General features: G+C 68.2%; 20 protein-coding genes. 11 read left to right on the top strand and 9 right to left on the bottom strand.

Going from position 1 to position 24,552, the window contains the following annotated elements; genetic code table 11:
* Positions 1–83 precede the first annotated feature (83 nt).
* The gene (locus tag NON22_RS05985) at positions 84–740 is read right to left on the bottom strand and encodes a hypothetical protein (protein WP_257386021.1); all 657 of its coding nucleotides are present in this window, start codon (positions 738–740) and stop codon (positions 84–86) included.
* Positions 741–1,347: 607 nt separating this feature from the next.
* Here NON22_RS05985 and NON22_RS05980 point away from each other — a divergent pair.
* The gene (locus NON22_RS05980; protein ID WP_257386020.1) at positions 1,348–1,626 is read left to right on the top strand and encodes a hypothetical protein; all 279 of its coding nucleotides are present in this window, start codon (positions 1,348–1,350) and stop codon (positions 1,624–1,626) included.
* A 152-nt stretch (positions 1,627–1,778) separates the two neighbouring features.
* Here NON22_RS05980 and NON22_RS05975 read toward each other — a convergent pair whose 3' ends face one another.
* The 7 genes from NON22_RS05975 to zwf form a co-directional block, all read right to left on the bottom strand.
* Entirely contained in the window at positions 1,779–1,985 is a 207-nt protein-coding gene (locus NON22_RS05975; protein WP_257386019.1) for a hypothetical protein, read from the bottom strand.
* A 72-nt stretch (positions 1,986–2,057) separates the two neighbouring features.
* Positions 2,058–2,417: a hypothetical protein gene (locus NON22_RS05970; protein WP_257386018.1), complete on the bottom strand. Its 360-nt coding sequence runs from the start codon at positions 2,415–2,417 to the stop codon at positions 2,058–2,060.
* Positions 2,418–2,502: 85 nt separating this feature from the next.
* A complete protein-coding gene (locus tag NON22_RS05965) occupies positions 2,503–5,307 on the bottom strand; it encodes an outer membrane protein assembly factor BamB family protein (RefSeq protein WP_257386017.1) in 2,805 nt (934 codons plus the stop codon).
* Positions 5,308–5,677: 370 nt separating this feature from the next.
* Positions 5,678–6,328, bottom strand: coding sequence for a bifunctional 4-hydroxy-2-oxoglutarate aldolase/2-dehydro-3-deoxy-phosphogluconate aldolase (eda, locus tag NON22_RS05960; protein ID WP_257386016.1), 651 nt, complete (start codon positions 6,326–6,328; stop codon positions 5,678–5,680).
* A complete protein-coding gene (edd, locus tag NON22_RS05955; protein WP_257386015.1) occupies positions 6,325–8,151 on the bottom strand; it encodes a phosphogluconate dehydratase in 1,827 nt (608 codons plus the stop codon). Before edd ends, eda begins: the two co-directional genes overlap by 4 nt.
* Before the next feature lie 402 nt (positions 8,152–8,553).
* The gene (gene pgl, locus NON22_RS05950) at positions 8,554–9,312 is read right to left on the bottom strand and encodes a 6-phosphogluconolactonase (RefSeq protein WP_257386014.1); all 759 of its coding nucleotides are present in this window, start codon (positions 9,310–9,312) and stop codon (positions 8,554–8,556) included.
* The gene (gene zwf / locus NON22_RS05945; protein WP_257386013.1) at positions 9,296–10,771 is read right to left on the bottom strand and encodes a glucose-6-phosphate dehydrogenase; all 1,476 of its coding nucleotides are present in this window, start codon (positions 10,769–10,771) and stop codon (positions 9,296–9,298) included. The genes pgl and zwf overlap by 17 nt, the downstream gene beginning before the upstream one ends.
* 310 nt (positions 10,772–11,081) lie before the next feature.
* On the opposite strand from zwf, the gene NON22_RS05940 reads away from it, so the two are divergent.
* From NON22_RS05940 to NON22_RS05910, 7 genes are all read left to right on the top strand, one after another.
* Entirely contained in the window at positions 11,082–11,834 is a 753-nt protein-coding gene (locus tag NON22_RS05940) for a GntR family transcriptional regulator (RefSeq protein ID WP_257386012.1), read from the top strand.
* A gap of 40 nt (positions 11,835–11,874) precedes the next feature.
* Positions 11,875–12,918, top strand: coding sequence for an SIS domain-containing protein (locus tag NON22_RS05935; protein ID WP_257386011.1), 1,044 nt, complete (start codon positions 11,875–11,877; stop codon positions 12,916–12,918).
* A complete protein-coding gene (nagA, locus tag NON22_RS05930) occupies positions 12,918–14,063 on the top strand; it encodes an N-acetylglucosamine-6-phosphate deacetylase (RefSeq protein WP_257386010.1) in 1,146 nt (381 codons plus the stop codon). The genes NON22_RS05935 and nagA overlap by 1 nt, the downstream gene beginning before the upstream one ends.
* A 213-nt stretch (positions 14,064–14,276) precedes the next feature.
* Positions 14,277–16,493: a TonB-dependent receptor family protein gene (locus tag NON22_RS05925; protein WP_257386009.1), complete on the top strand. Its 2,217-nt coding sequence runs from the start codon at positions 14,277–14,279 to the stop codon at positions 16,491–16,493.
* A gap of 445 nt (positions 16,494–16,938) precedes the next feature.
* Positions 16,939–18,570, top strand: coding sequence for a TldD/PmbA family protein (locus tag NON22_RS05920; RefSeq protein WP_257386008.1), 1,632 nt, complete (start codon positions 16,939–16,941; stop codon positions 18,568–18,570).
* 18 nt (positions 18,571–18,588) lie between these two features.
* A complete protein-coding gene (locus NON22_RS05915) occupies positions 18,589–19,929 on the top strand; it encodes a TldD/PmbA family protein (RefSeq protein WP_257386007.1) in 1,341 nt (446 codons plus the stop codon).
* A 69-nt stretch (positions 19,930–19,998) separates the two neighbouring features.
* On the top strand, positions 19,999–20,697 hold the full coding sequence (locus NON22_RS05910) for a DUF4159 domain-containing protein (protein WP_257386006.1): 699 nt from the start codon (positions 19,999–20,001) through the stop codon (positions 20,695–20,697).
* Between the two features lie 245 nt (positions 20,698–20,942).
* Here NON22_RS05910 and NON22_RS05905 read toward each other — a convergent pair whose 3' ends face one another.
* Positions 20,943–21,296 carry a hypothetical protein gene (locus NON22_RS05905; RefSeq protein WP_257386005.1) on the bottom strand — a complete coding sequence of 118 codons (354 nt, stop codon included), beginning with the start codon at positions 21,294–21,296 and terminating at the stop codon, positions 20,943–20,945.
* 204 nt (positions 21,297–21,500) lie between these two features.
* On the opposite strand from NON22_RS05905, the gene NON22_RS05900 reads away from it, so the two are divergent.
* From NON22_RS05900 to NON22_RS05890, 3 genes are all read left to right on the top strand, one after another.
* Complete coding sequence (locus NON22_RS05900; protein WP_257386004.1) at positions 21,501–22,496, top strand: AAA family ATPase; 996 nt, start codon at positions 21,501–21,503, stop codon at positions 22,494–22,496.
* Between the two features lie 163 nt (positions 22,497–22,659).
* Positions 22,660–23,556 (top strand): DUF58 domain-containing protein, encoded by an 897-nt coding sequence (locus NON22_RS05895; protein ID WP_257386003.1) that lies wholly within the window; start codon positions 22,660–22,662, stop codon positions 23,554–23,556.
* Positions 23,553–24,552 (top strand): BatA domain-containing protein (locus tag NON22_RS05890; protein WP_257386002.1); only part of this gene is annotated, 1,000 nt, incomplete at its 3' end. The genes NON22_RS05895 and NON22_RS05890, both read left to right, overlap by 4 nt.

Here is a 24,552-nt window from a genome sequence, read left to right as displayed (position 1 = left end):
TTGCACTCCGACAGCAGGCCATCCAGCATCGACTCGTCCAACTTCTTCGCCACTCTCTCGCTCCTTGCGACTTGCGCCGCCTTCTAGCAAAGAGCAGCTACACAGTTCAAATTACAGACTCCAGCAGTCAGAACACTGTAGTTTCCTTCGGCAATAACTAATTTTTGATACGCCGAATCTGACCCATGAATTAAGTAATTTCGTAGCTCTTTAAAGTACCGATAGCAGATAAGTAGTTCCTCTAAGTTCTTTGGTGAGTACTTTCTGTTTGTCTTGAGCGATGAATGAAATGAAGCGCTGAACACCGGCGATGCATTGCCAGCAATGAGGTTTAGAATCTTAGCAATACCACTTGGCTGACCTCCTCGCGTCATACCAGAAGGAAACTGCAAGTTCCTCCAAGAATCACCAGGCAGCGAGAGCTGTTCGGTAATGGCTTCACTCCAAGATTCATATAGCGCACAAAGCTCGAACAAAAGAAACTTAGCAAATTGCTCTTGCTGATCTTCCCAACTTTTTTCTATGCAAGCTCCACGAAGGTTCACACCATTGATCCCGCTTCCATCAACAAAGCGCCCCAAGAGCTCTTTCTCGCTGATGCTTGGGTAGGCGCCAACTAAGCCTTGAACTTGCCACCTGAGGTTCCAGATCGCAGCAGCAGTTGGCCAGACAAAGCCGAAAGTCTCGGTGATACGGGATGCCACCGCCTTTGACGGCAGGAAAAATAGCTTTAGATGCATGGCAAGCGACCTAGATCTTGATTTACAGGCCAAACTGGACGCACTGAAGTCAGCACGATCTGCCCCTTTCCTATCCAACACCTAGCCGTTACCCGATACCTGCCGGAGCAATGATCGCCCAATCTGTTGTGGCAATGCTGAGGCTTTCAACTACACAAGAGCCTACCCGACTTAACACTGCTTAGAGCAGGCGTTTCCTCCCACCAGTAGACGAAAGGGACAAATCCACACCCTTGACGCTCGCCCGAACCAGGATAACAATCCGCCCGTTGCCGCCAATTCGGCAACCGGGTTTAGCAGCCCGAAACCGTAGGCGCACACAGCGCCGCACCGAATGCCGGCGTTTTTTTACGCCCGAATTTCGTGCGGCGTCGTCTGCCGATTTCTGGCGGCGGTGTGTGGGGAGCCGCAAGGCTCGCCGGTCCTACGCCGGTCTGCTAACCCGCACACCGTTCGCCACCCTTTCTCGCTCTGTTGTTCCGGGTGGCGACTCCACGCAAAGGGAGTTGTCCATGGATAGTCGGTATGCGTTCTGCGGCACCGGACGGAGTTCCGGTTGCCAGATCCACGTCGGCCGCGCCGTTTCCTGCCATAGGAGATGCGCGCCATGACCCGCCTCGGTTCGTTCTATCCCCTGAGCCGCGAAATCCGCTCGGCCAATCCGGTGATGTTCGCGTACGTGCTCGACACGCCGGCGCAGCGCGAGGCCTTGCACGAGGAAATGCTGGATCGCATCGCGGCGATCCAGGCGCTCAGCGAGTCGGCGGCTCAGACGCAGTTCGAATCGCCGGAACCGCGCTCACACGTCGCGATTCTCGATGCGCTCGCGATTCTGTCGCGCGACGTGCGCGGGCTGATGGAAGCGACGTTCCATCCGGGACCATAAGCCCCGCTGCTGCCGGAGCGGCAATGCGCCGCTCCGGCGTTTTCGTCCAGCGGCCGCGCTTCCCGTTCCTCAGCCGCGAACAGTCAACCCTCGGCGACCTGCGCTTACCTGGCGGTGGTTCGTCGATGCACCGATGACCTGCTCCATGTCGTCTACGGCTCGGCAATAGCTCGGTTCGCAAGCCATCGACCCAGCCGCTTCTGAGCCTCTTCGTGGCTCAGCGCACCTTCCGACTCGGCCCTTTCAAGGCCACGCCGGGTCTTCTGGATGACGTATAGGTGGTACTGGATGTCTTCGTAACTCGTGGTATCGGGAAGTGAGCGCAGCAGGTCGGCCACTTCGGTCTTGGGCGTACTCATGCTAGACGGCCTTCGGGAAAACCAGAGCGCAGCGATGCTCCGACGAAAAACGGCATCGCTTTGAACGATTACTCAGCGCGCAGCATTGGACGGATGCGCCTTTACCGCCGCTTCCAGCTTCTCGGGTTGCGGATTGCCGTGCGCCAGCCAGTCCATAGCAAACACCGCCATCAGTGATCTGCCGAGGTCTTCGGCGGTAGAGCCGCTGAAACCGCTGCCGGGAAGACCGGACTCTTGCTGGACAACGAGAACCGTCAGCGGCGGAAGGTTGTTGATCAAGCAGTAGGACTGGATCGGCTCCAGCAATTGGCCGAGCCCCGCGCGATGAGCGCCGGTGATCGACTCCAGTTGCGAATAGGTGATGGATTGACGGTTGCGCGCTGCCCAAGCCAGTACCGCCCAGATCTGACAAGCCCGTTCCGATCGCGTCATGGTTCACCTCACAGCAGTGTCTGCATTGCGTCGCGCGTCAAAGCGGAATCGGCCTGCGAGTACCCGCAAGCGTTGCCAGACCGCCTCACCCGTCGAATCCATCCGCAAAGATCGGCCCATCCACCGCAACACTGCCGAAGTTGTTCGACGCCTCGCTTTCGAGCAGCCCGATCGGCCCCTGCACGATCGCGCGCAGCACGCTCTTTTCCAGCACCGGCGCATCCAGTCGGCGCACCGTGCCGCGCAGCGTCAGCTGCGCGCCGGGCGTCGCGTCGAAACGCGCCGTGATCTGGCCATGGCGAACTCGCAGTCCGCAGCGGGTCACGCCGGGGCCGTCGCAGCTCAATCCGCTCTCGCTGCCCTGCCATGGCAACTCGACGATCAGGGTCGCGTCGGTGATGGCGGCGTCGCCGGTGTAGCTCGCGCCGACCGCGAACGGCACGTCGTCACCGACGGCGATGCCGGGCGGAAACACCGGCAGTTGCAGTGCCAGATCGCCGCGCTGCGTGACGGCAATGTCGAGCAGCGCGTCGCGCCGCGTCGACGGCAGCGGCGACTGCAGCGCCGTGCCAGAAATCAGCAGGCCGTCGCCGTGCGGCTCGAAGGTATTGCCCCAGTCTGTGCGCGATACGAACGGATCGACGCCGCGCAGCGCCAGCGCCTGCGAGCCGGTCACGCGCCCTTGCACGAGATCGAAGCGCTGCAGGAAGTCGATGCCGCGGCGGTCCTGATCGATCCGGCGCCGCAACAGCGCCTCGCCGTCGGCGCCGAGGACGACGCGGGAAATCGTGTCCCGGATCTTTCCTTGCCGGTGGGTCTGGTACGCGTAGCGCAGCCCGCTGCCATCCGCCTTGATGCGCAGCAGGTGCGTGGACTGCTCGACGGTCACCCCAGGCTGATAGAACAGCACCATCAGCAGAACGTCGCCGTCCGCCAAGGGCAGCAGGTCGACGACCTCCAGAGCGCGCCATGGCGTCGTGGGATAGTCGAACTGCCACAGCAGCTCGCCCGACGACACGCTGCGTTTCACCAGACGCAGCGTGTTCTGGTCAGGAACGGTCCCGGCGAATACTGCGTCGGCAGCGGCCGAAAGCCGTGCGGCCCGGAAGAACGGCAGGACGGCCGCCGAGAAATCCAATGCACCGTCACTGCCGGAACGGCGCTGCAAGCCCATGGACAGTGGACCGTACATGCCGGCCGCGGGCCAGAGCAGCGCATCTTCGCCGATCGCAAACAGGGCAGGCTCCTCCCACGTCGCCGAGTACGACGTGTCGTACCACTCGGCGACTTGCTGTTTCCACAGCACCTCGCCGCCGGCGTCATCGAGCCTCTGCAGCTCCTGCACACGGCGCGACAAGGAAGGCCCCGCCAGACTGCCGTAGCCGAAACTGACCAGCGCGTCGTCATCGCCGAGGCCGACGACGCGCGGCGGCTTGGTGACCGAACTGTTCACCGGGACGTCAGCGACGCTGCGCTCCCAACGCTGCTGCCCACTCGTGCGGTCGAGACTGCGCACGAGCGCTTGCGCCATATCGGTCTGCTCGGCCAGCAGCAGCCGGTTCGGCGTCAACGCGATATCCACGAAGGGATTGCGCTGCGTGGTCGCGTTTTCCCACAGCACTGCACCGCTGTCGGCCGACAGGCGCCGCACGCGCGCCGGCAGCGGTTTCCACGGCGTTTGGCCGAGCACGAACAGATCCGCGCCGTCGCGGATTTCACCCGCGTCGATCACGCCCCGCGGCACGTCAGCCAACCTGCGAATGTCGGACAAGCTGCCGTCCTGGATACGGTAGCGATGCAACGCGACCGTATCCGCTACAGAGCCGGGACCGACGACGCCGACCAAGTCGTTCGCCACCTGCCAGATATGGCCGCGCACCGGAAAGGTCAGGGACCGCTGCCATTGTGGTGCGCCGTCGCTGCCGGCCAGGCGCTGCAGCACTGCATCGGCGGGCGGGAACGACACCGGATCCGAGCCGACGTACACGTCGCCGCCGAACACGCCGAGTACGTTGCCGGCCGCATCGCGACGCCAGACCTCGACGCCACTCGTCGCCTCGAGACGGCTGACCTCGGCGCCGGTCGCGCAAACCGGGTCGCCGGCGATGAAGGACAGCGTGTTGTCGCGTTCCACGCAACCATTCCTGCTCCAGAGCGGCTGGCCATCGACCGCGCTGAGCGCCTGCAGCACGTCGCCCCCGGCCGCATAAACGCGCCCGTCGCGCACGACCACCGTGTTGTTCGCCGCAACGGCGGCCCGCCACAGCAGGCTGCCCTGCGGATCCAGCTTGACCAGCAGCGGCGCGCTGCCGCTGCCGTTGCCGGCGACGTAGATGTTGCCGTCGCCGTCGACGGCCGGCGGCGCGTTGAAAAAATGACTCGTGAGATCGGAGATGCGCCGCTGCCAGAGCCATTGACCGCTGTAGCGGTCGGTCGCCGTGATGACCGTCGACGACTCGGGCAGCGCCAGCACCGCGGAAACCCGATCGGCACCGACAGCGAAGCGCGTGCCCTGGACTGCGGAGCTCCACTGCAGCCCGCCGGCCCCATCGAATCGCGCAACACTCGCATAGCTCGGCCCGGTAAACATCACGAGCGCGGATCCATCCGGCTCGGCGTAGATCACCGACGGCGTCCATTCCCCCGGCGACAGGGCGACATGCCAGACCATGCGAGCATTGCCGTCGACGCGCGACAGGCGATAGTCGAAGGCTTCGGAAAACCCGATCAGCGCCGAGCCGTCTGCTGCGCCGGCCACCTCCAGGGGATAGCTGGAGCTCAGACTGAAAGCCGGACCCGTTTCGTTCCAGTCCTGCTGCCAGCCGGCGCCGGCAACACCGGCGGCGGAGGCGAAGAAAAGCAACGCCCCGCGTCGCAACAGCCATTTCATTGCATGCATCGTCGAATGCCCTGAGTTTGCCCGTACGCGTTCGTACGTTTCCCGGACGTCGCAGGAACGGATCATGCACCATCGACGGCTGGACGGCTCGTCATCGTTACGCCAACCTGCATCGTCTGCTGATTGCCGTTACTTCAGACGACCTGTCCGATCGTACGGTTGTACTCCTCAACGAATGCTTGCCGATGCGGCCACTGCCGAAAGCAGCCGCCGCGCGTGGCCGAATCCGCGTAGCCCCAGAGCGGGTGGGATCGGCCCGGAATGAAGTGGACGAAAAAAGCCTCGCGGAACCCGGCTCCCGTGCTGCCGCGCAGGTAGTCGAAAAAAAGGTTCGCGACAGCTGCGCGCGCCCTGCTTCGCCTCAGCCGCGCAGCGCCGCCGCTTCGCGCGCCAGCGCTTCCACCGCGGCCCAATCTCCCGCTGCGACGAGTTCCATCGGCGTCAGCCACGACCCGCCGACCGCAACGACATTCGGCAACGCGAGCCATGCGGCCGCGCTCGCGGCGCCGATGCCGCCGGTCGTGCAGAACCCGACCTGGGGCAGCGGCGAGGCCAGCGCGCGGACGAATTCGATGCCGCCGGCCGGTACGGCCGGGAAGAATTTCTGCCAGCGGTAGCCGCGTTCGAGCAAGGTCATGGCTTCGCTCGCGGTGGACGCACCGGGCAGGTACGGCAGGTCGCTGTCGTCGGCCGCATCCAGCAGCGCCGGCGAATGGCCCGGCGAGACGGCGAAGCAGGCGCCGGCTTTTTCGGCGGCGAGCAGGTCGGCGGCGTTGAGCACGGTGCCGGCGCCGACGGCGACGCCGTCGACTTCGTTCGCGATCGCGCGGATCGCGTCGAGCGCGACCGGCGTGCGCAAGGTGATTTCCACGGCGGGCAGGCCGCCGGCGACGAGCGCGCGCGCGAGCGGCACGGCCTGGGCGAGCTCGTGCACGATGACGACGGGCACGACGGGCGCGCGGCGCAGGATCGTTTCCATCGTTTGCTGGCGCGCCGGCATCGCAGTGCTCATTCGACGACTCCGAAAATGGTGGCACCCTGGTCGGCGGGACTGACCTGGGCGCGGAAGATCGCGAACATCTCGCGGCCGAGGCCGGCGTTATTGGCCGACAGATCGGCCCGCGCCGGCGCGCGCGCGGCCCACTCCGCCGCATCGACGAGCGCTTCGACCTGGCCGTTGACGGCGCAGACGCGCACGCGGTCGCCGTCGCGCAGTTTCGCGATCGGGCCGCCGCAGGCGGCTTCGGGCGTCAGATGGATCGCGGCCGGGATCTTGCCCGAGGCACCGGACATGCGGCCGTCGGTGACGAGCGCGACACGCAGGCCGCGGCCCTGCAGCACGCCGAGCGCCGGGGTCAGCTTGTGCAGCTCGGGCATGCCGTTCGCGCGCGGGCCCTGGTTGCGCACGACGACGACGACGTCGCTGGCGAACTCGCCGTTGTCGAACGCTTTCTGCACCGCGTCCTGGTCGTCGAACACGCGTGCGGGCGCTTCGATGGTGTGGCGATCCTCGGGCACCGACGACACCTTGATGACGGCACGGCCGAGATTGCCGCTGAGCAGGCGCAGGCCGCCGTCGACGCGGAACGGCTGCACGACCGGACGCAGCACGTTCGCATCGAGCGTTTGCGATGCGCTCGGCCGCCATTCGAGCAGCCCCCCCTTCTGCAGCACCGGCGCGCCGCGATAGGCGTCGAGGCCGGCGCCGGCGACGGTCTCGATGTCGCCGTGCAGCAGGCCCGCGTCGAGCAGCTGCGCGATCAGGAAACCCATGCCGCCGGCCGCGTGGAACTGGTTCACGTCGGCGCTGCCGTTCGGATAGACGCGCGCGAGCAGCGGCACGACGCCGGCCAGCGCGTCGAAGTCTTCGAGGCGCAGTTCCAGTCCGGCCGCACGCGCGATCGCGACGAGATGCAGCAGATGGTTGGTCGAGCCGCCGGTCGCGTGCAGGCCGACGACGCCGTTGACGATGGCGCGCGCGTCGACGAGCCGGCCGACCGGCAGATAGCGTTCGCCGAGCGCCGTGATCGCGAGCGCGCGCTCGACCGCGGCGACGGTCAAGGCATCGCGCAGCTCGCTGCCCGGATGCACGAAGCTCGAACCCGGCAGCTGCAGGCCCATGATCTCCATGAGCATCTGGTTGGAGTTCGCCGTGCCGTAGAACGTGCAGGTGCCCGGCGCGTGGTACGAGCGCGCCTCGACGTCGAGCAGCTCGGCGCGGTCGGCCTTGCCTTCCGCATAGCGCTGGCGCACGCGCGACTTCTCGTCGTTGCTCGCGCCGCTGGGCATGGGCCCGCCCGGCACGAACACGGCCGGGATATGGCCGAAGTGCAGCGCACCGATCAGCAGGCCGGGCACGATCTTGTCGCAGATGCCCAGGTACAGCGCGGCGTCGAACATGTCGTGCGACAGCGCGACGCCGCTGGCCAGCGCGATCGTGTCGCGCGAGAACAGCGACAGCTCCATGCCGATGCGGCCCTGGGTCACGCCGTCGCACATGGCCGGCACGCCGCCGGCGACTTCGGCCGTCGCGCCGCGCGCGCGCGCGGCCGCGCGGATCAGTTCCGGATAGCGCTCGTAGGGCTGATGCGCCGACAGCATGTCGTTGTAGGCCGTGACGATGCCGATATTCGGCGCGACGCCGTCGCGCAGGCGCTGCTTGTCGGTCGCGGCGCAGCCGGCGAAGCCGTGGGCGAGATTGCCGCAGGACAGGCGATTGCGCCGCGGCTGGTCGTTGCGCGCCGCTTTGATGCGCGCCAGATAGCGCTCGCGCGTCGCGCGGCTGCGCTCGTCGATCGCGCGCGTCACCGCAGCCAGAGTCGGATTCAGTGCCATCGCTTGCTCCCAGTCTCACATGGGTTGCGGCGAGCGCGAGGCGCGGACCGCAACGTCGTGGTCCTCATGCCGCAAAGAACCCCGACAAACGAATACACCGGACAGGCGCCGTGATAACGAACGGCGGCACCGCGGCATTGCCCGGTCGCGCCGGTCGTTCCGGCTGAAACGGCCGTCCGACCGATCGCCGTGCCCGCCACGTTCCGCGATGCGGGCGCCGAGACGTTGCGGTTCACGATGCGCACCGCAATCCTCCGCGCTCCCGCAGGTTGCGGTGAGCGCCGAGTGCGAACCGCAACGCCGAGGCCGTTCCTGTCGCGAAGAACACGCCGCCTTTCGCGGCATCGGCGCCGCGATGATGCGGTTCGCGATGCTCACCGCAACCTGCGGGCCGCAGCGGCATCACGGACACCAGTACATCCGCAGCGGCTCGCCGGCGCATTTGACGACGGCGCGGATCGGCATCTGTTCGCTGCGCGTCTGCGGATCGAGCGCGCGCGCGAGCACGCTGCGTTTTTCCTGGCCTTCGATATGCAGATACAGCGCGGCCGTTGCAAGCAGGGTCGGCAACGTCAAGGTCACGCGCGGCTCGGGCGCAGCCGGCGCGCTCAGCGCGACCACGCGCTCGCGGCCGTGCGGGTCGAGCGCCTGCGCCAACGTGTCGCCGCCCGGAAACAGCGAAGCCGTGTGGCCGTCGTTGCCCATGCCGAGCACGACCGCGTCGAACGGCAGCGGCAATGCGTCGATGCGCCGCGCGATGCGCAGCAACGCAGCGGACGGATCGCGCGCGGGCTCGAACAGCGGCTCGAAGCGCGCGGCCGCGGCCGCGCCGGCGAACAGGGTCTCGCGCAGCAGCCGCGCGTTCGAGCGCGCGTCGTCGGGCGCGACCCAGCGTTCGTCGACGAGCGTCACGACGACCCGGCCCCAGTCGAGCCGGATACGGCCCAGCTCGCGCAGGAACTGCCGCGGCGTGCTGCCGCCCGAAACGGCGAGCAGGCCGACGCCGCGCGTGAGGATCGCGTCGCGCAGGTCGCAGGCCACGGCCGAGGCCAGCGCGCGCGCCAACGTGGCCGAATCGGCGTAGGCGTGCTCGATCAGGTTCGCGTGCAGGTCGCGACGACGGATGGCCGGCTCGCGCACGCTATCAAGAGGCATCTTCATGCCAGGTCCTTCCGTCCCGTTCGATCAGGGCGACGGCCGCGCTCGGCCCCCAGGTGCCGGCGGTATAGCCCTTCGGCGCATCGTGGCCGGCTTCCCAGGCCGCGAGGATGGGATCGGCCCAGGCCCAGGCCGCCTCGACTTCGTCGCGGCGCATGAACAAGGTGGGATTGCCGCGCACGACGTCCATGAGCAGCCGCTCGTAGGCGTCCGGATTGCGCACGCCGAAGGCCTCGGCAAAGCTCATGTCGAGCGCGACGCGGCGCAGGCGCAGGCCGCCGGGGCCGGGGTACTTGTTCATGAGCCAGAGCTTGACGCCTTCGTCGGGCTGCAGCCGCAGCACGAGCTTGTTCGGCGAGATCTGCCCGGCCGACTCGCCGAAGATGGAATGCGGAATCGCGCGGAACGTGATGACGATTTCCGACACGCGCTCGGGCAGGCGCTTGCCGGTGCGCAGGTAGAACGGCACGCCGGCCCAGCGCCAGTTGCGCAGCTCGGCCTTCAGCGCGACGAAGGTCTCGGTGCGCGATTCGGGCCGGCCGATTTCCTCGAGATAGCCCGGCACGGCGCCGCCGTTGGACGCGCCGGCGCGGTACTGGCCGCGCACCGAGCACTGCGCCGCATTGGTCTCGTCGATGGGCTTGAGCGCGCGCAGCACCTTGAGCTTCTCGTCGCGGATCGCGTCGGGCGCGAGCGACGCCGGCGGCTCCATCGCGACGAGGCAGAGCAGCTGCAGCAGGTGGTTCTGCACCATGTCGCGCAGCGCGCCGGCGCCGTCGTAGAAGCCCGCGCGCCATTCCACGCCGATCGTCTCGGCCACGGTGATCTGCACGTGGTCGATGTGCCCGGCGTTCCAGAGCGGCTCGAACAGCGCATTGCCGAACCGCAGCGCGACCAGGTTCTGCACGGTCTCCTTGCCGAGGTAGTGGTCGATGCGGAAGGTCTGCTGCTCGGCGAAGCAGCGGCCCAGCGCGTCGTTGATCGCGGTGGCCGACTGCAGGTCGCGGCCGATCGGCTTCTCGACGACGACGCGCGCGCGGGCGTGGTTGAGGCCGCGCTCGCGCAGGCGCTCGCAGATCGGCACGAAGATGTCGGGGCTCGTCGCGAGGTAGAACACGCAGACGCGTTCGGGCGAGGCGTGCATGGCCGCGGCGAACGCGTCCCAGCCGGCGTCCTTGCGCGCGTCGAGCGCGTGGTAGCCGATCAGGCCGAGGAAGCCGCTCAGGGTTTCCTCGGGCAGGTCCGCGCCGAGGGATTTCACGACCGCCTCGCGGACGCGCGCGTGGTAATCGGCGTCGCTGAGCGCATCGCGGGCGACGCCGATCAGGCGGCTGCCCGGCTGGATCTGGCCGTCGGCGTAGCGGTGGTACAGCGCCGGCAGCAGCTTGCGCACGGCCAGGTCGCCGGTGCCGCCGAAAATGACGAGATCGAAGGGGTCGACTTGGCTGGCTGGGGCGGTCATGGACACTCCTGGGCACTAGCGCGGCGACAATACCACTGAAATACCAGAGCGCAAAGCCTGCGCCGGCGCGGCGCGTGGTCCATACTGCCGCCGGCAGTGAAAAACGAGCGTGACGGCCGCGCGAAAGGCGGGTTGCCGCAACGGCCGGGAACCTGGTGGCGCGGCCCGGACGCGCCTTTCGCCGACGCGCCGGCCGCGCAGCCGTGGGCGCCGACCGCGCAACCGGGCTCTGCCTTGAATAAGCCAGATCGGCAGCGACCAGTCGCGACCGCTTTACGGATCTGGTATCTGACTGGTATTGTCACACCCCATGTCCACTCCGCTGCTCAAGCTCTGGCGCCAGCTCGGCAGGGAAAAGGCCGCGCAGCGCGAACTCGCCTGGATGCGCGTGCGCAGCCTGATCGAGCGCGCGATCGCCTCGGGCGAGCTGCCGCCGGGCTCGGCGCTGCCGAGCGAGCGCGACTTGAGCCAGCAGCTCGGCCTGTCGCGCGTGACCGTGCGCAAGGCCATCGCCGGACTCGTCGCCGACGACGTGCTGATCCAGCGCCAGGGCGCCGGCACCTTCGTCGCCGGGCGCATCGTCAAATCGTTCTCGCGCCTGACGAGCTTCAGCGACGACCTGCGCGCGCGCGGCCTGAATCCGCGCTCGGTGTTCCTGAGCCGCGGCAGCGGCGAGGTCACGCCGCAGGAGGCCATGGCCCTGTCGCTGTCGCCGGGCGTGCGCGTCGCACGGCTCTACCGCCTGCGCTATGCCGGCGACCAGCCGCTCGCGATCGAGCGCACGGCCGTGCCGCTGAACCTGCTGCCCGACCCGGAACGCGTGGTCAATTCGCTGTACGAAACGCTCGACGCGCTCGGCCTGCGTCCGCAGCGCGCGCTGCAGCGCCTGCGCGCGGTCAACTTCGACGCCGACCAGGCGCGCCAGCTCGACGTCGCGGTCGGCGCAGCCGGCCTGCTGATCGAGCGGCGCAGCTTTCTCGACGACGGTCGCGTCGTCGAATTCACCTGTTCCTGGTACCGCGGCGACATGTACGACTTCGTCGCCGAACTCACCGGCGCCTAGCCCGTCGCCGGCCACCGGCGCCACCGTTTGCGAGGACCGCATGACCGCCCTGCCCGCCGTCGAATCCACCCTGATGTTCCGCGAGGCGCACAGCAGCGCCGAATTGATCGCCGCGCAGTTCGCGGCCAATGCCGATGCGGTCGCGCGCCTGGCCGCGCGGCTGCGCGCGCAGCCGCCGCGCTTCATCGTGACCTGTGCGCGCGGCAGCTCCGACCACGCGGCGACGTTCGCGAAATACCTGTTCGAGACCCAGCTCGGCCTGAGCACCGCGTCGGCCTCGCCGTCGGTCACGTCGGTCTACGCGGCGCCGCTGCAGCTCGACGGCGCACTGTTCGTCGCGATCTCCCAGTCCGGCAAGAGCCCCGACCTCGTGCGCAGCGCCGAAGCCGCGCGCGCGGCCGGCGCGCAGGTACTGGCGCTCGTCAATGCCGAAGACTCGCCGCTGGCCGCGGTCGCGCACGACGTCATCGCCTTGCGCGCCGGCCCCGAGCGCAGCGTCGCGGCGACCAAGAGCTACCTGTGCACCGTGGCCGCACTGCTTCAGCTCGTCGCGAACTGGAGCGCGCGGCGCGAGCTCGCCGACGCGCTCGAAGGCTTGCCCGGCGCGCTCGCGCGCAGCTGGGACAACGACTGGACCGCACTGGTCGACGGCCTGGCGCCGGCGCGCAACCTGTTCGTGCTCGGCCGCGGCCTCGGCCTCGGCGCCGCGCAGGAGGCCGCGCTGAAGTTCAAGGAGACCAGCGGGCTGCACGCCGAAGCGTTCAGCGCGGCCGAGGTCAGGCACGGACCGATGGCGCTGATCGGCGAGGGCTTCCCGCTGCTCGTGTTCGCGCAGGACGACGGCACGCAGGCCGGCACCCTGGCCGCGGCGCAGGAGTTCCGCACGCGCGGCGCCCGCGTGTTCGTCGCCGCGCCGGGCGATCCGGCCGGCAGCGACCTGCCGCTGCCCGAGCGCGTGCACCCGGCCGCCGCGCCGTTGCTTCAGGTGCAGAGCTTCTACCGCGCCTGCAACGCGCTGGCCCTGCGCCGCGGCCACAATCCCGACCTGCCGCCGCATCTGAACAAAGTCACGGAAACCGTCTGATGACCATCGCCCTCGTCAATGCCCGCGTGCTCGTCGACGACGGGCTGCGCAGCGGTCTCGCCGTGCTCGTCGACGGCGACACGATCACGGCCGTCGTCGCCGCGGACGATCCGCGCGTGGCCGCGGCGCAGCGCCACGACCTGCGCGGCCGCATCCTGCTGCCGGGCTTCATCGACTGCCAGGTCAACGGCGGCGGCGACGTGCTGTTCAACGATGCGCCGACCGTGGAAACCATACGCCGCATCGGCGCGGCGCACCGGCGCTACGGCACGACCGGCTTCCTGCCGACCCTGATCAGCGACACGCCCGCCGCCATGGCCGCGGCGATCGCCGCGGTCGATGCGGCGATCGCCGACGGCGTGCCCGGCGTGCTCGGCATCCATCTCGAAGGACCGTATCTCGCGCCGCAGCGCAAGGGTGCGCACGACGCGGCGAAGTTCCGCGCGCCGGACGGCGACGACGTCGCCTTGGCCGCCTCGCTGCGCCGCGGCGTCACCGTGCTGACCCTGGCGCCCGAGCAGGTGTCCGATGCGGCGCTCAGCGAGCTCGTGCGCCGCGGCGTCATCGTCGCGGCCGGGCATACCGCGACCGACTACGCGCGGCTCATGCAGGCGTTCGCGCTCGGCGTGCGCGGCGTGACGCACCTGTTCAACGCGATGACGCCGCTGACCGGCCGCGAGCCCGGCGCGGTCGGCGCCGCACTCGATCACCGGGACAGCTGGTGCGGCCTGATCAACGACGGCCATCACGTGCATGCGGCGAGCCTGCGCACGGCGATACGCGCGAAGCCGCCGGGCCGCACGTTCTTCGTGACCGACGCGATGCCGCCGGTCGGCGGCGAACGCGGCGAATACACCCTGGCCGGCCAGCGCGTGCTGCTGCGCGACGGGCAATGCGTCAACGAACAGGGCGCGCTGGCCGGTTCGGCGCTCGACATGATCACGGCCGTGCGCAACGGCGTGGAACTGCTCGGCCTGCCGCTGGAGGAATCGGCACGCATGGCCTCGGCCTGGCCGGCCGAATTCCTTGGGCTAGCCGCACGCCGCGGACGCATCGCCGCGGGCCAGGCCGCCGACCTCGTCGCCGTCGGCGACGACTGGCGCGTGCACGAGACCTGGATAGGCGGGCAGCGCGAAACCCACTGACGGAACCGAGATCGCCGCACGTGCGCGCCCTGCGGCCCGCTGCCCGACCGGTGCGAAGCCATTGACAGATCTGACATCCTCGCCGAAGGGCTTAGATTTCAAACATGAACCTAGTTCTATAGACCTAGTCCGCCAGGCCGTTTTCCTAATTTCCCGATCGGCAAGAATGCCGATGCTTCACGCCCAGCCAGTGACACATAGCCAGGGGAAATCATGAAACGACCGTTGCGCATCAGGACCTTGGTCCTGCTGATCGGACTGGGCTTGGCTTCCGCGAGCCACGCCCAGCAATCCGCCACCGAAGGGACCGGCCGCAAGGACGACGCCGTCAAGCTCCGTGACATCGATGTCCATGCGATCGCGCCCTGGCGCGTGAAGCTCGACTATCTGATGCCGGAAGTCGACGGGCCGTTCATCACCGTCACGAAGAAGACGTCGATCACCAAGCTCGACCGTCTGCCGACCATCATCGACAACAACCTGCGCGCCGTGTTCTCGCAGACGCCGGGCCTGCTCGTGTCCGAGCAGCAGGCGCCGGGCCAGACCAATCTGAGCTACCGCGGCATCGGCAATCCGCAGGAATCCGAATTCGTCACGGTGCTGCAGGACGGCATCCCGCTGCAGGCCGACTGGATCGGCTATCCGACCATCTATTCGTTCCCGCTGCCGCAGACCATCGCGACGGTGCAGTCGATCCGCGGCGGCAGCTCGCTGCTGTACGGACCGGAACCGCCGCCGACGATCAACCTCGTCAGCCGCAAGCCCGTGGCCGACCGCGAGCTGGCCGGCTACAGCGAGAACGTGGTCGGCACGAACGGCCTGTTCGCGACGTTCAACACGCTGTCGGGCACCTCGGGCAGCTGGGACTACCTCGCCGACGTGCACTACCGCCGCACCGACGGCCAGCGCAACAACGGCGATTCCGACCTGGCCGGCGCCGACTTCCACCTGGGCTACCGCCCCGACGAAGCCGCCTACTGGGCGGTGGATTTCCACGGCTACGACCTGGAAACCGGCGACCCCGGCAAGATGAGCTACTCGGTGTTCCAGCGGGACGAGGACACGACCACGACGCCGGATGCGCGCCTGTGGACCGAGCGCTACCAGCTCAGCCTGACCCACGAGCGCAAGTTCGACGACAAGACCCAGCTCGTCGCCAAGGTCTGGAGCGGCTACCAGAACCTGGCCTCGCGCTCGGAAGCCGGCTTCGTCGCGCCGCAGCCGCCGCCGACCAGCGCGCAGCTGCAGGACGACGTGTTCCGCTACGGCGGCATCGACGCGCGCCTGCTGCATCGCTGGGCCCGCGGCAATGCGCTGACGGTCGGCTTCACCGGCTATCACTCGGATGCGCCGTTCCGCCAGTGGACCGCGAGCAACCTCAGCGTGCCGCGCAGCGAACGCTTCACGCCGACCTGCCTGACGCCGGCCCAGGTCGATTGCGCGCGCCTGAACCACGAGCGCTCGACCGACTACGCCGCGGTGTTCGCCGAGAACGTGTTCCGCTGGGGCAAGTGGCACCTCGTGCCGTCGGTGCGCCTGGAACGCGAGAAGGTCGACGTCGAGGAATCGATCAAGCCGCCGAACCTGACCCGCGACCGCGTCGACCGCACCGTCACGCACAACGTGCCGCTGTTCGGCCTCGGCTTCGGCAACGACTTCGGCCACCTCAACGAGACCTATTTCAACGTCTCGCAGGGCTGGCGCCCGGTGCGCTACTTCGACATCGGCTCGCCGTTCGGCAACACCGCGGCTGGCGAGATCAACGATCCGGATCCGACCCACATCCTGTCGTTCGAGGCGGGCGTGCACGGCAATCCGGTCGACGGCCTGTTCTACGACGTCAGCCTGTTCCAGGTGAACGTCAAGGACCGCATCGAAAGCCAGCCGGCCGGCCCCGGCGCGCCGGCCAACAACACGATCAACGTGAACACCGGCGACACGCGCCATCGCGGCTTCGAGGGCCAGGTCGACTACGACTTCCTCGCCGCGCGCGATCCGCAGACCCAGCGCCACTTCTCGGTGTTCGCCAACGTGTCGCTGCTCGACGCCGAGTTCACCGCCACGCGCAACCCGGCCAACCTCGGCAACAAGCCGGCGTTCTCGCCGCGCTACCTGGCCCGTGCCGGCCTGAACTGGCGCGAGGATCACCACTACAAGGTCGCGTTGTCCTGGGTCTCGGTCGCGAGCCAGTATTTCCAGGACTCCAACCAGCCGGCCTTCCCGACCGATCCGGCACGGTTCATCCCGGCCAAGGTGCCGCAGTACACCGTGGCCGACCTAAGCGGCGACTACTGGGTCACCGACAAGGTGCGCCTGCTGGCCGGCGTCTCCAACCTCATGGACCACAAGTACTACAGCCGCGTGTTCTCCAACGGCATCGAACCGGGTCTCGCGCGCAGCTACTACGCGGGCGCTTCGTTCGAGTTCTGAGCGAGACTGAGGCAACGCAGTACGCAGCGGGGCTACGGCCCCGCTGTTCGTTTGGGGGCGCGATTGCCAATGCGAGTGGGGCGGCGCCTGGGTTCCGGCGCCGCCGGAAGCGAAGCCGAGCCCAGGCAGCCGTATGCGGCTTCAGGCTCGACGTCGCCCGGCGGGTTTTCCGCCGAAAAACCGCCAACCTCGCATCGGATGCTTCTCCTCCTCACCCGCTCGCTCTCCCGAGCGCCCGGGAGAGAGGGCCCTTTCCCGCCATCCGGTCTGCCGCCGGGCCGGCCATACGCCCGCCAACGCGCAACCCCGCCGCGCTTACCCATGCCCTTCGTCACGGGACAGCGCCGCGACGGCTGACCGAAGATCGGACGCCCCGGCGTCTGCGCGTCCTCGCAACCTTTCCGTGCCGCCGCCCATCGAAGCTGCCCCATCGGGAGAATCAACAATGGATAGACGCGATTTCCTGCAGTTCGCCGGCGCCGGTCTCGGCGCCCTGCTGCTGCCCGTGTACGGCCGTGCCATCGCCGCGGAAGAACTGCTGAGCAAGGTCGACGTCGCGACCAAGAAGAAACTCGCCGACGCCGCGCTCGAAGCGGCCAAGGCCAGCGGCGCGACTTACTGCGACGTGCGCATCGGCCGCTACCTGCGCCAGTTCGTCGTCACGCGCGAGGACCGCGTCGAGAACGTCGTCAACACCGAATCCTCGGGCGTGGGCATCCGCGTGATCGCGAACGGCACCTGGGGCTTCGCCGCGACCAGCGTCGCGACGCCGGACGCCGTCGCGAAGGCCGCGCGCCAGGCCGTGACGATCGCCAAGGCCAACTCGCGCCTGCAGGCCAAGCCGGTCGAGCTCGCGCCGGTCAAGGGCGCCGGCGAAGTCAGCTGGAAGACGCCGATCGTCAAGAACGCCATGGAAGTGCCGATCAAGGACAAGGTCGACCTGCTGCTGTCGGTCAACGCCGCGGCGCTGAAGGCCGGCGCGAGCTTCATCAACTCGACCCTGTTCCTCGTCAACGAGCAGAAGTATTTCGCGTCGACCGACGGCTCCTACATCGACCAGGACGTACACCGCATCTGGGCGCCGATGACGGTGACCGCCGTCGACAAGGCCAGCGGCAAGTTCCGCATCCGCCAGGGCCTCTCCGATCCGCGCGGCATGGGCTACGAATACCTGGAGCCCAAGGCGGCCGACAAGGTCACCCTGCCCGGCGGCGCCGTGGTCTACGGCAACTCCTACGACATGGTCGAGGACGCCGTCGCCTCGGCCAAGCAGGCCCAGGCCAAGCTCAAGGCGCGCTCGGTCAAGCCGGGCAAGTACGACCTCATGCTCGATCCGTCGCACCTGTGGCTGACGATCCACGAATCGGTCGGCCATCCGCTGGAGCTCGACCGCGTGCTCGGCTACGAAGCCAACTACGCCGGCACGAGCTTCGCGACCCTGGACAAGTGGAAGGAGAAGTTCCAGTACGGCAGCGACAAGGTCACGATCTTCGCCGACAAGACCCAGCCCGGTTCGCTCGGCGCGGTCGGCTACGACGACGAAGGCGTCAAGACCCAGCGCTGGGATCTCATCAGCAAGGGCAAGCTCGTCAACTACCAGGTCATCCGCGACCAGGCCCACATCCTCGGCCTCAAGGAATCGCAGGGCTGCTGCTACGCCGACTCCTGGTCCAGCGTGCAGTTCCAGCGCATGGCCAACGTCTCGCTCGCGCCGGGCGAAGCCAAGCTGTCGCCGGCCGACATGATCAAGGACATCGAGAACGGCATCTACATCGTCGGCGACGGTTCGTTCTCGATCGACCAGCAGCGCTACAACGCCCAGTTCGGCGGCCAGCTGTTCTACGAGATCAAGAACGGCAAGGTCACCGAGATGATCGAGGACGTGGCCTACCAGATCCGCACGCCGGAATTCTGGAACGCCTGCGTCGCGGTCTGCGACCAGAGCGACTACCGCCTCGGCGGCTCGTTCTTCGACGGCAAGGGCCAGCCGGGCCAGGTGTCGGCCGTGTCGCACGGCTCGTCCACCGCGCGCTTCAACGGCATCAACGTCATCAACACTGCGCGCAGCCTCGGCTGATCCACAGGAGAAACGATCATGGGTATTCTTTCCGAGCAGGAAGCCAAGGCCATCCTGGAGAAGGTCGTCAAGCTGTCCAAGGCTGACGAATGCAGCGCGCAGCTCAACGGCAGCATCACCGGCAACATCCGCTACGCGCTCAACAGCGTGTCGACGAGCGGCATCGTCGACGACCTGCAGCTCGGCGTGCAGGTCGCGTTCGGCAAGCGCGTCGGCACCGCGACGATCAACGAGTTCGACGACGCCTCGCTGGAGAAGGTCGTGCGCCGCGCCGAGGAACTGGCCAGGCTCGCGCCGGAGAACCCCGAGTTCCTGCCGGCGATCGACAAGCAGACCTACAAGCCCAGCGAGACCTTCGACGCGAAGACCGCCGCGATCGCGCCGGAATACCGCGCCGACGTCGCCGCGGCCTGCATCGAGCCGTGCAAGGCCGACAAGCTCGTCGCCGCGGGCTTCCTGTCCGATTCGCAGAGCTTCTTCGCCGCGGCCAACAGCAAGGGCAATTTCTTCTACCAGAAGTCCGCCGGCGCCGATTTCACCTGCACCGTGCGCACCGACGACGGCCGCGGCTCGGGCTGGGTCGCGCGCAACCTGCGCGGCATCGACGCGTTCGACGCGAAGAAGGAAATCGCGATCGCGATCGACAAGGCCAAGCGTTCGGTCGACGCCAAGGCGCTGGAACCCGGCAAGTACACGGTCATCCTCGAACCCGCTGCGAGCGCGGGCCTGATCTCGTTCATGATGTTCGGCTTCGACGCGCGCCAGGCCGACGAAGGCCGCAGCTTCCTGTCCAAGAAGGGCGGCGGCAACAAGCTCGGCGAGAAGCTGTTCGACGAGCGCGTCACGATCTACGCCGATCCCTGGGACAAGGAAGCGGCGGTGATTCCGTTCGATCCGCAGAACGACGGCCTGCCGCGCGAGCGCGTCAACATCATCAACAAGGGCAAGGTCGAGTACCTGCAGTATTCGCGCTACTGGGCCGAGCAGAAAAAGAAGACGGCGCAGGGCCAGCCCGGCAACCTGATCATGATCGGCGGCGACAAGTCGACGATGGATCTCGTCAAGAGCACGAAGAAGGGCATCCTCGTCACGCGCACCTGGTACATCCGCATGGTCGATCCGCAGACCGTGCTGCTGACCGGCCTGACGCGCGACGGCACGTTCTACGTCGAGGAAGGCGAGATCAAGTACCCGATCAAGAACTTCCGCTTCAACGAATCGCCGGTCATCATGCTCAACAACATCGAGGAGCTCGGCAAGCCGGTGCGCGTCGGCGACGACGAATCGCCGTTCGTCATGATGATCCCGCCGATGAAGATCCGCGACTTCACGTTCACCTCGCTGTCGGATGCGGTGTGACCGCTGGCATATCCAGCATTGCCTGTACTGCCTCTCCTCCGGGCTCGCCCGGGGGAGAGGGTTCTGCCCATGACCCGCGCTGAATTTCTCCGCCTGCTCTGCGCCGCCGGCGCCGGCGCCCTCGTGGCACCGCGGCTGCGCGCCGAGGCGAAAAGCTACGACTTCCGCTTCACGCGCCTGATGTACGAATCCGGCGACTGGGACGTGGACCAGCGCATGCCGTCCAACCTCATCGACGCGCTGATCCAGTACACGACCCTGCGCGTCGATCCGGTCGAGCAGGTACTGCCGCTGGCCGATCCGCGCATGCTGACAGCGAACTTCTGCTACCTCGCCGGCCACAAGCTCGTCGAGTTCAACCCCGACGAGAAGCGCAACTTCGAGCGCTACGTCAGGAACGGCGGCTTCGTCTTCGTCGACGACTGCAACCACGACATCGACGGCCTGTTCGCGAAGTCGTTCGAAGCGCAGATGGCGCAGATCTTCGGCGCGCAGGCGCTGCAGAAGCTGCCGAAGAAGCATCCGGTCTATCACAGCTTCTTCCATTTCGACGACCCGCCCGCGACCGGCTTCGAGCTCAACGGCTGGGGCGACGACCTCGTCCACGACTACCTGCGCGGCATCACGATCGACGGCCGCCTCGGCGTGCTCTACAGCAACAAGGACTACGGCTGCGAATGGGACTACGACTGGCGCAACAAGCGCTGGCTGGCCGAGGACAATACGAAGTTCGCGGTCAATGTCGTCGTGTATGCGCTGACGGCGTAGCGGCGCGATCATTCGGCTCGCTACGCGCCGCATCGTCGACGGGAATGCGATGGGACACGATCAGCGATCGACCGCGTCTTGCCGCGGCAGCTCGCCCGGGTCGCCGGTCCCTCACGCGGCGACGAAGAGCGGAACCTTGCGGTTCGCTGCGCTTACCGTGACCGGCGACCGACACGCAGGTTTGTCGGTCAGCCGACAGACGAACCGCACCATCGTCGATGTTCGTGGCGACGACTGTCGTCTGGTCAACGAACGCCGCGACGCTTCGACACGATCAAGTCCAGAGCGACGGCCAGCTTGATCCGATCTTGCTGCGAACGTCCTCGTTCGTAGTCCTTCAGCGACTGCCGCTCCAGCAGCAGTACATCATCGGAGTAGCGAGACAGCTCGACGGTCACGATTTCGCGAGCCGGCGTCAGGACCTGATAGATGTCCTCGGCCTGCTCGGGAATCCAGAAAACCACATAGGCGTTCGCGACGTCGACGCCCGCCGCTTCGAGCGCGGCGCCTAGCCGGCTGCTGCTGTTGCGCAGGGAAAGATTCGAGCGAACCAGCCCCTCGCGATACTCCTGTTCCGTGCGACCGCCGACCAATTTCATCTGCTTCACCTTCGACCTGCGCGTCCGACCGGTACGATCGCTCGCCGGCCGGCAGCCGTTCCCAGGGACCGGGCCGCCACCGGCAACAAGCATGCCTGACCAATGGCAGTCTTGCCGCGCCGGAGCCGCGCCCCACAATGCGACGGCACTATGCCAGTACGGGCGCCGCCCGCCTCATTCACCGCTGTCAATACGGATTGCCGCATGAGCACGCCCCTGACCGAACAGTCCCTGCAATCGCAGCTCGACCGCCTGCAGGCGCTGCGCGGCGCGATAGGCGCGGCCGTGGTCGGCCAGCAGGCCGTCGTCGAGCAGCTGCTGACCGGGCTGCTGGCCGGCGGCCATTGCCTGCTCGAAGGCGTGCCGGGACTCGGCAAGACCCTGCTCGTGCGCAGTCTCGGCGAGGCGCTGCACCTGGATTTCCACCGCATCCAGTTCACGCCGGACCTGATGCCGAGCGACATCCTCGGTACCGAGATCCTCGAAGAGGACCATGGCACGGGCCGGCGCCACTTCAAGTTCCAGCGCGGGCCGGTGTTCACGCACCTGCTGCTGGCCGACGAGCTCAATCGCACGCCGCCGAAGACGCAGGCCGCGCTGCTCGAAGCGATGCAGGAGCGCACGGTCAGCTATGCCGGCGTGACGCATGCGCTGCCGCAGCCGTTCTTCGTGCTCGCGACGCAGAACCCGCTCGAGCAGGCCGGCACCTACCCGCTGCCCGAGGCGCAGCTGGACCGTTTTCTGCTGCACATCCGCGTCGACTATCCCGACGAGGCCGAGGAACGCGCGATCCTCGAACAGACCACCGGCCGCGGCGGCGCGCGCGTGAGCGCGGTCATGAGCGGCGAGGAGTTGCTCTCGCTGCAGCAGCTCGTACGCGACGTCGCGGTCGGCGAGGACGTGCTGACCTGGATCACGCGCCTCGTGCGCGCGACGCGGCCGCAGACCTCCGACGTCGCCGCCGTGCGCGAATGGGTGCGCTGGGGCGCGGGCCCGCGCGCCGGGCAGTCGCTGGTGCTGGCGTGCAAGGCGCGCGCGCTGCTGCACGGCCGTCTCGCCGCGACACGCGAGGACGTGCGCGCACTGGCCGCGCCGGTCATGCGCCATCGCCTGCTGCTGTCCTTCGTCGCCGAGGCCGAGCGCCGCAGTGCCGACGACGTCGTCGCGGCCGTGCTCGACGGCGTGGCGTTTCCGCGCTGATGAACGTGACGCGCCGTTCGGCGGCACGACGTTGCGGTTCGGAGCGCTCACCGCAGCCTGCGGGCCGTGCCGCGACGAATCGCGTCGGCGGTGAGCGACGCGAGCCGCGACAGCCGGGTGTCCATCGGTATCGACGTCTTCCCGCGCGGGGCGCGCTCGCCGCATGACCGACGCACTCGTCACGCCGTCTCTGCGCGCGCGTCTGCGCGACCTGCGGCTCGTGCCGCGGCGCGCAGCGGGTGCGCACGGACTCGGCCAGCACAGCAGCCGCAGCCGCGGCGTCGGCCTGGAGTTCGCGCAGTACCGCGCCTACGCGCCCGGCGACGAGCCGCGCCGCGTCGACTGGAAGCTGTTCGCGCGTTCGGACCGCTATTTCGTGCGCGAATCCGAAAGCGATTCGCCGCTGGATCTGTGGATCCTCGTCGACACCAGCGCGTCGATGGCGCAGACCGACGCGGCCGCGCCGCGGCACAGCCGTCTCGACGCGGCGCGCACCTTGGCCGCCTGCGCGATCGAGCTCGCGCTGCGCCAGGGCGACCGCTTCGGCATCGCCGCGCTGTCGTCGCAACCGCTCGCGCTGGTCGGCGCCGACGGCGGTCCGCGCCAGCGCGACCGCTGCCTGCAGGAGCTGCTGCGCTGGCAGGCCGCCGGCCGCTGGCCCGATGCGCCGCAGCTGCTGCCGCTCTGGGAACGCATCGCGCCGGCGTCGCTCGTGCTGCTGCTCAGCGATGCGTTCGACGACGACACCGTCGCGCTGGCCGAACGCCTGGCCGCGGCGCGGCGCGAGGTCGTGCTGATCCGCATACTGACGGCGGAAGAGCGCGATTTCCCGTTCCGCGACAACCGCCGCTTCATCGACGTCGAAAGCGGCGCCGAAGTGCTGGCCGACGGTCCGACCGCGCGCGCGGCCTATCTGCGCGACTTCGCCGATGCGCAGCAGGCACTGCAGACGCGTCTGGCGGCCAGCGGCATACGCCTGAGCCATCACTATCTCGACGCCGAACCCGACGTCGCGCTGCGCCGGCTGTTCGGCACGCGCGCCGGAGCCGAGTCCGCATGAGCCTGGGACTGCTGCTGCCGCTCGGATTGACGGCGCTGCTCGCGCTCGCGATCCCGCTGCTGCTGCATCTGAACCGGCGCCAGGAACCGACCGTGACGCCGTTCGCCGCGCTGCGCTGGATACGCTCGGCCGCACGGCCGCGACGCCGGCTGCGGCTCGACCAGTGGCCGCTGCTGCTGGTGCGCCTCGCCCTGCTCGCCGCGCTCGCGCTGCTGCTGGCCGTGCCGGTGCGCTACGGTGCGACGGCTGCCGGCGCAGACTGGATCGTCGTCGCGCCCGGCGTCGATGCGACGCAGGCGCGCGCGCTGGCGGGCTTGCCAACGGCCGACTGGCATTGGCTCGCGCCGGGCTTCCCGTCGTTGAGCGACCCCGTGCCGAGGACCGACGGCGAATTGCCGCTGGCCAGCCTGCTGCGCGAACTCGACGGCGAACTGCCCGCGACGACGCGCCTACATGTCGTCGCGCCGGCCGCGCTGGACGGCCTCGACGGCGGCGCGATCCGGCTGAGCCGCGAAACCGACTGGCGCATCGTCGATGCCGCGGCACCGGCGAACGTGGCGCCGACGCCGGCCGCCGCGACCTCGGCGCCTGTGCACGTCTCCTTGCGCGAACGCGACGCGACGGCCGCGGCACCTTATCTGCGCGCCGCCGTCGCGGCGGGCAACCACGGCGACGTCGAACGCTATCGCCTGAGCGCCGACGCACCCGACGCGCCGTTCGCGGCCGATACGCGGATCGTGTTCTGGCTCGCCGGCGCCGCGACGCCGGCGCTGCTCGACTGGGTCGACAAGGGCGGCACGGCGCTGCTCGACGGCATCGCGCTCGAGAACGTCGGCGTGCTCGCGCGCGACACCGACGGCGCGCCGTTGCTGTATGCGCAGGCCCACGGCCGCGGCCGGCTGCTGAGCTTCCGCGCCGCGATCGCGCCGCAGAGCCTGCCGCTCGTGCTCGATGCGGGCTTCGCCGACCTGCTGCTGACCGCGCTGCAGCCCGCCG

The organism is Tahibacter caeni (assembly GCF_024609805.1).
GTDB lineage: Bacteria > Pseudomonadota > Gammaproteobacteria > Xanthomonadales > Rhodanobacteraceae > Tahibacter > Tahibacter caeni.
This window is presented reverse-complemented; position numbering and strand designations above follow the sequence as displayed.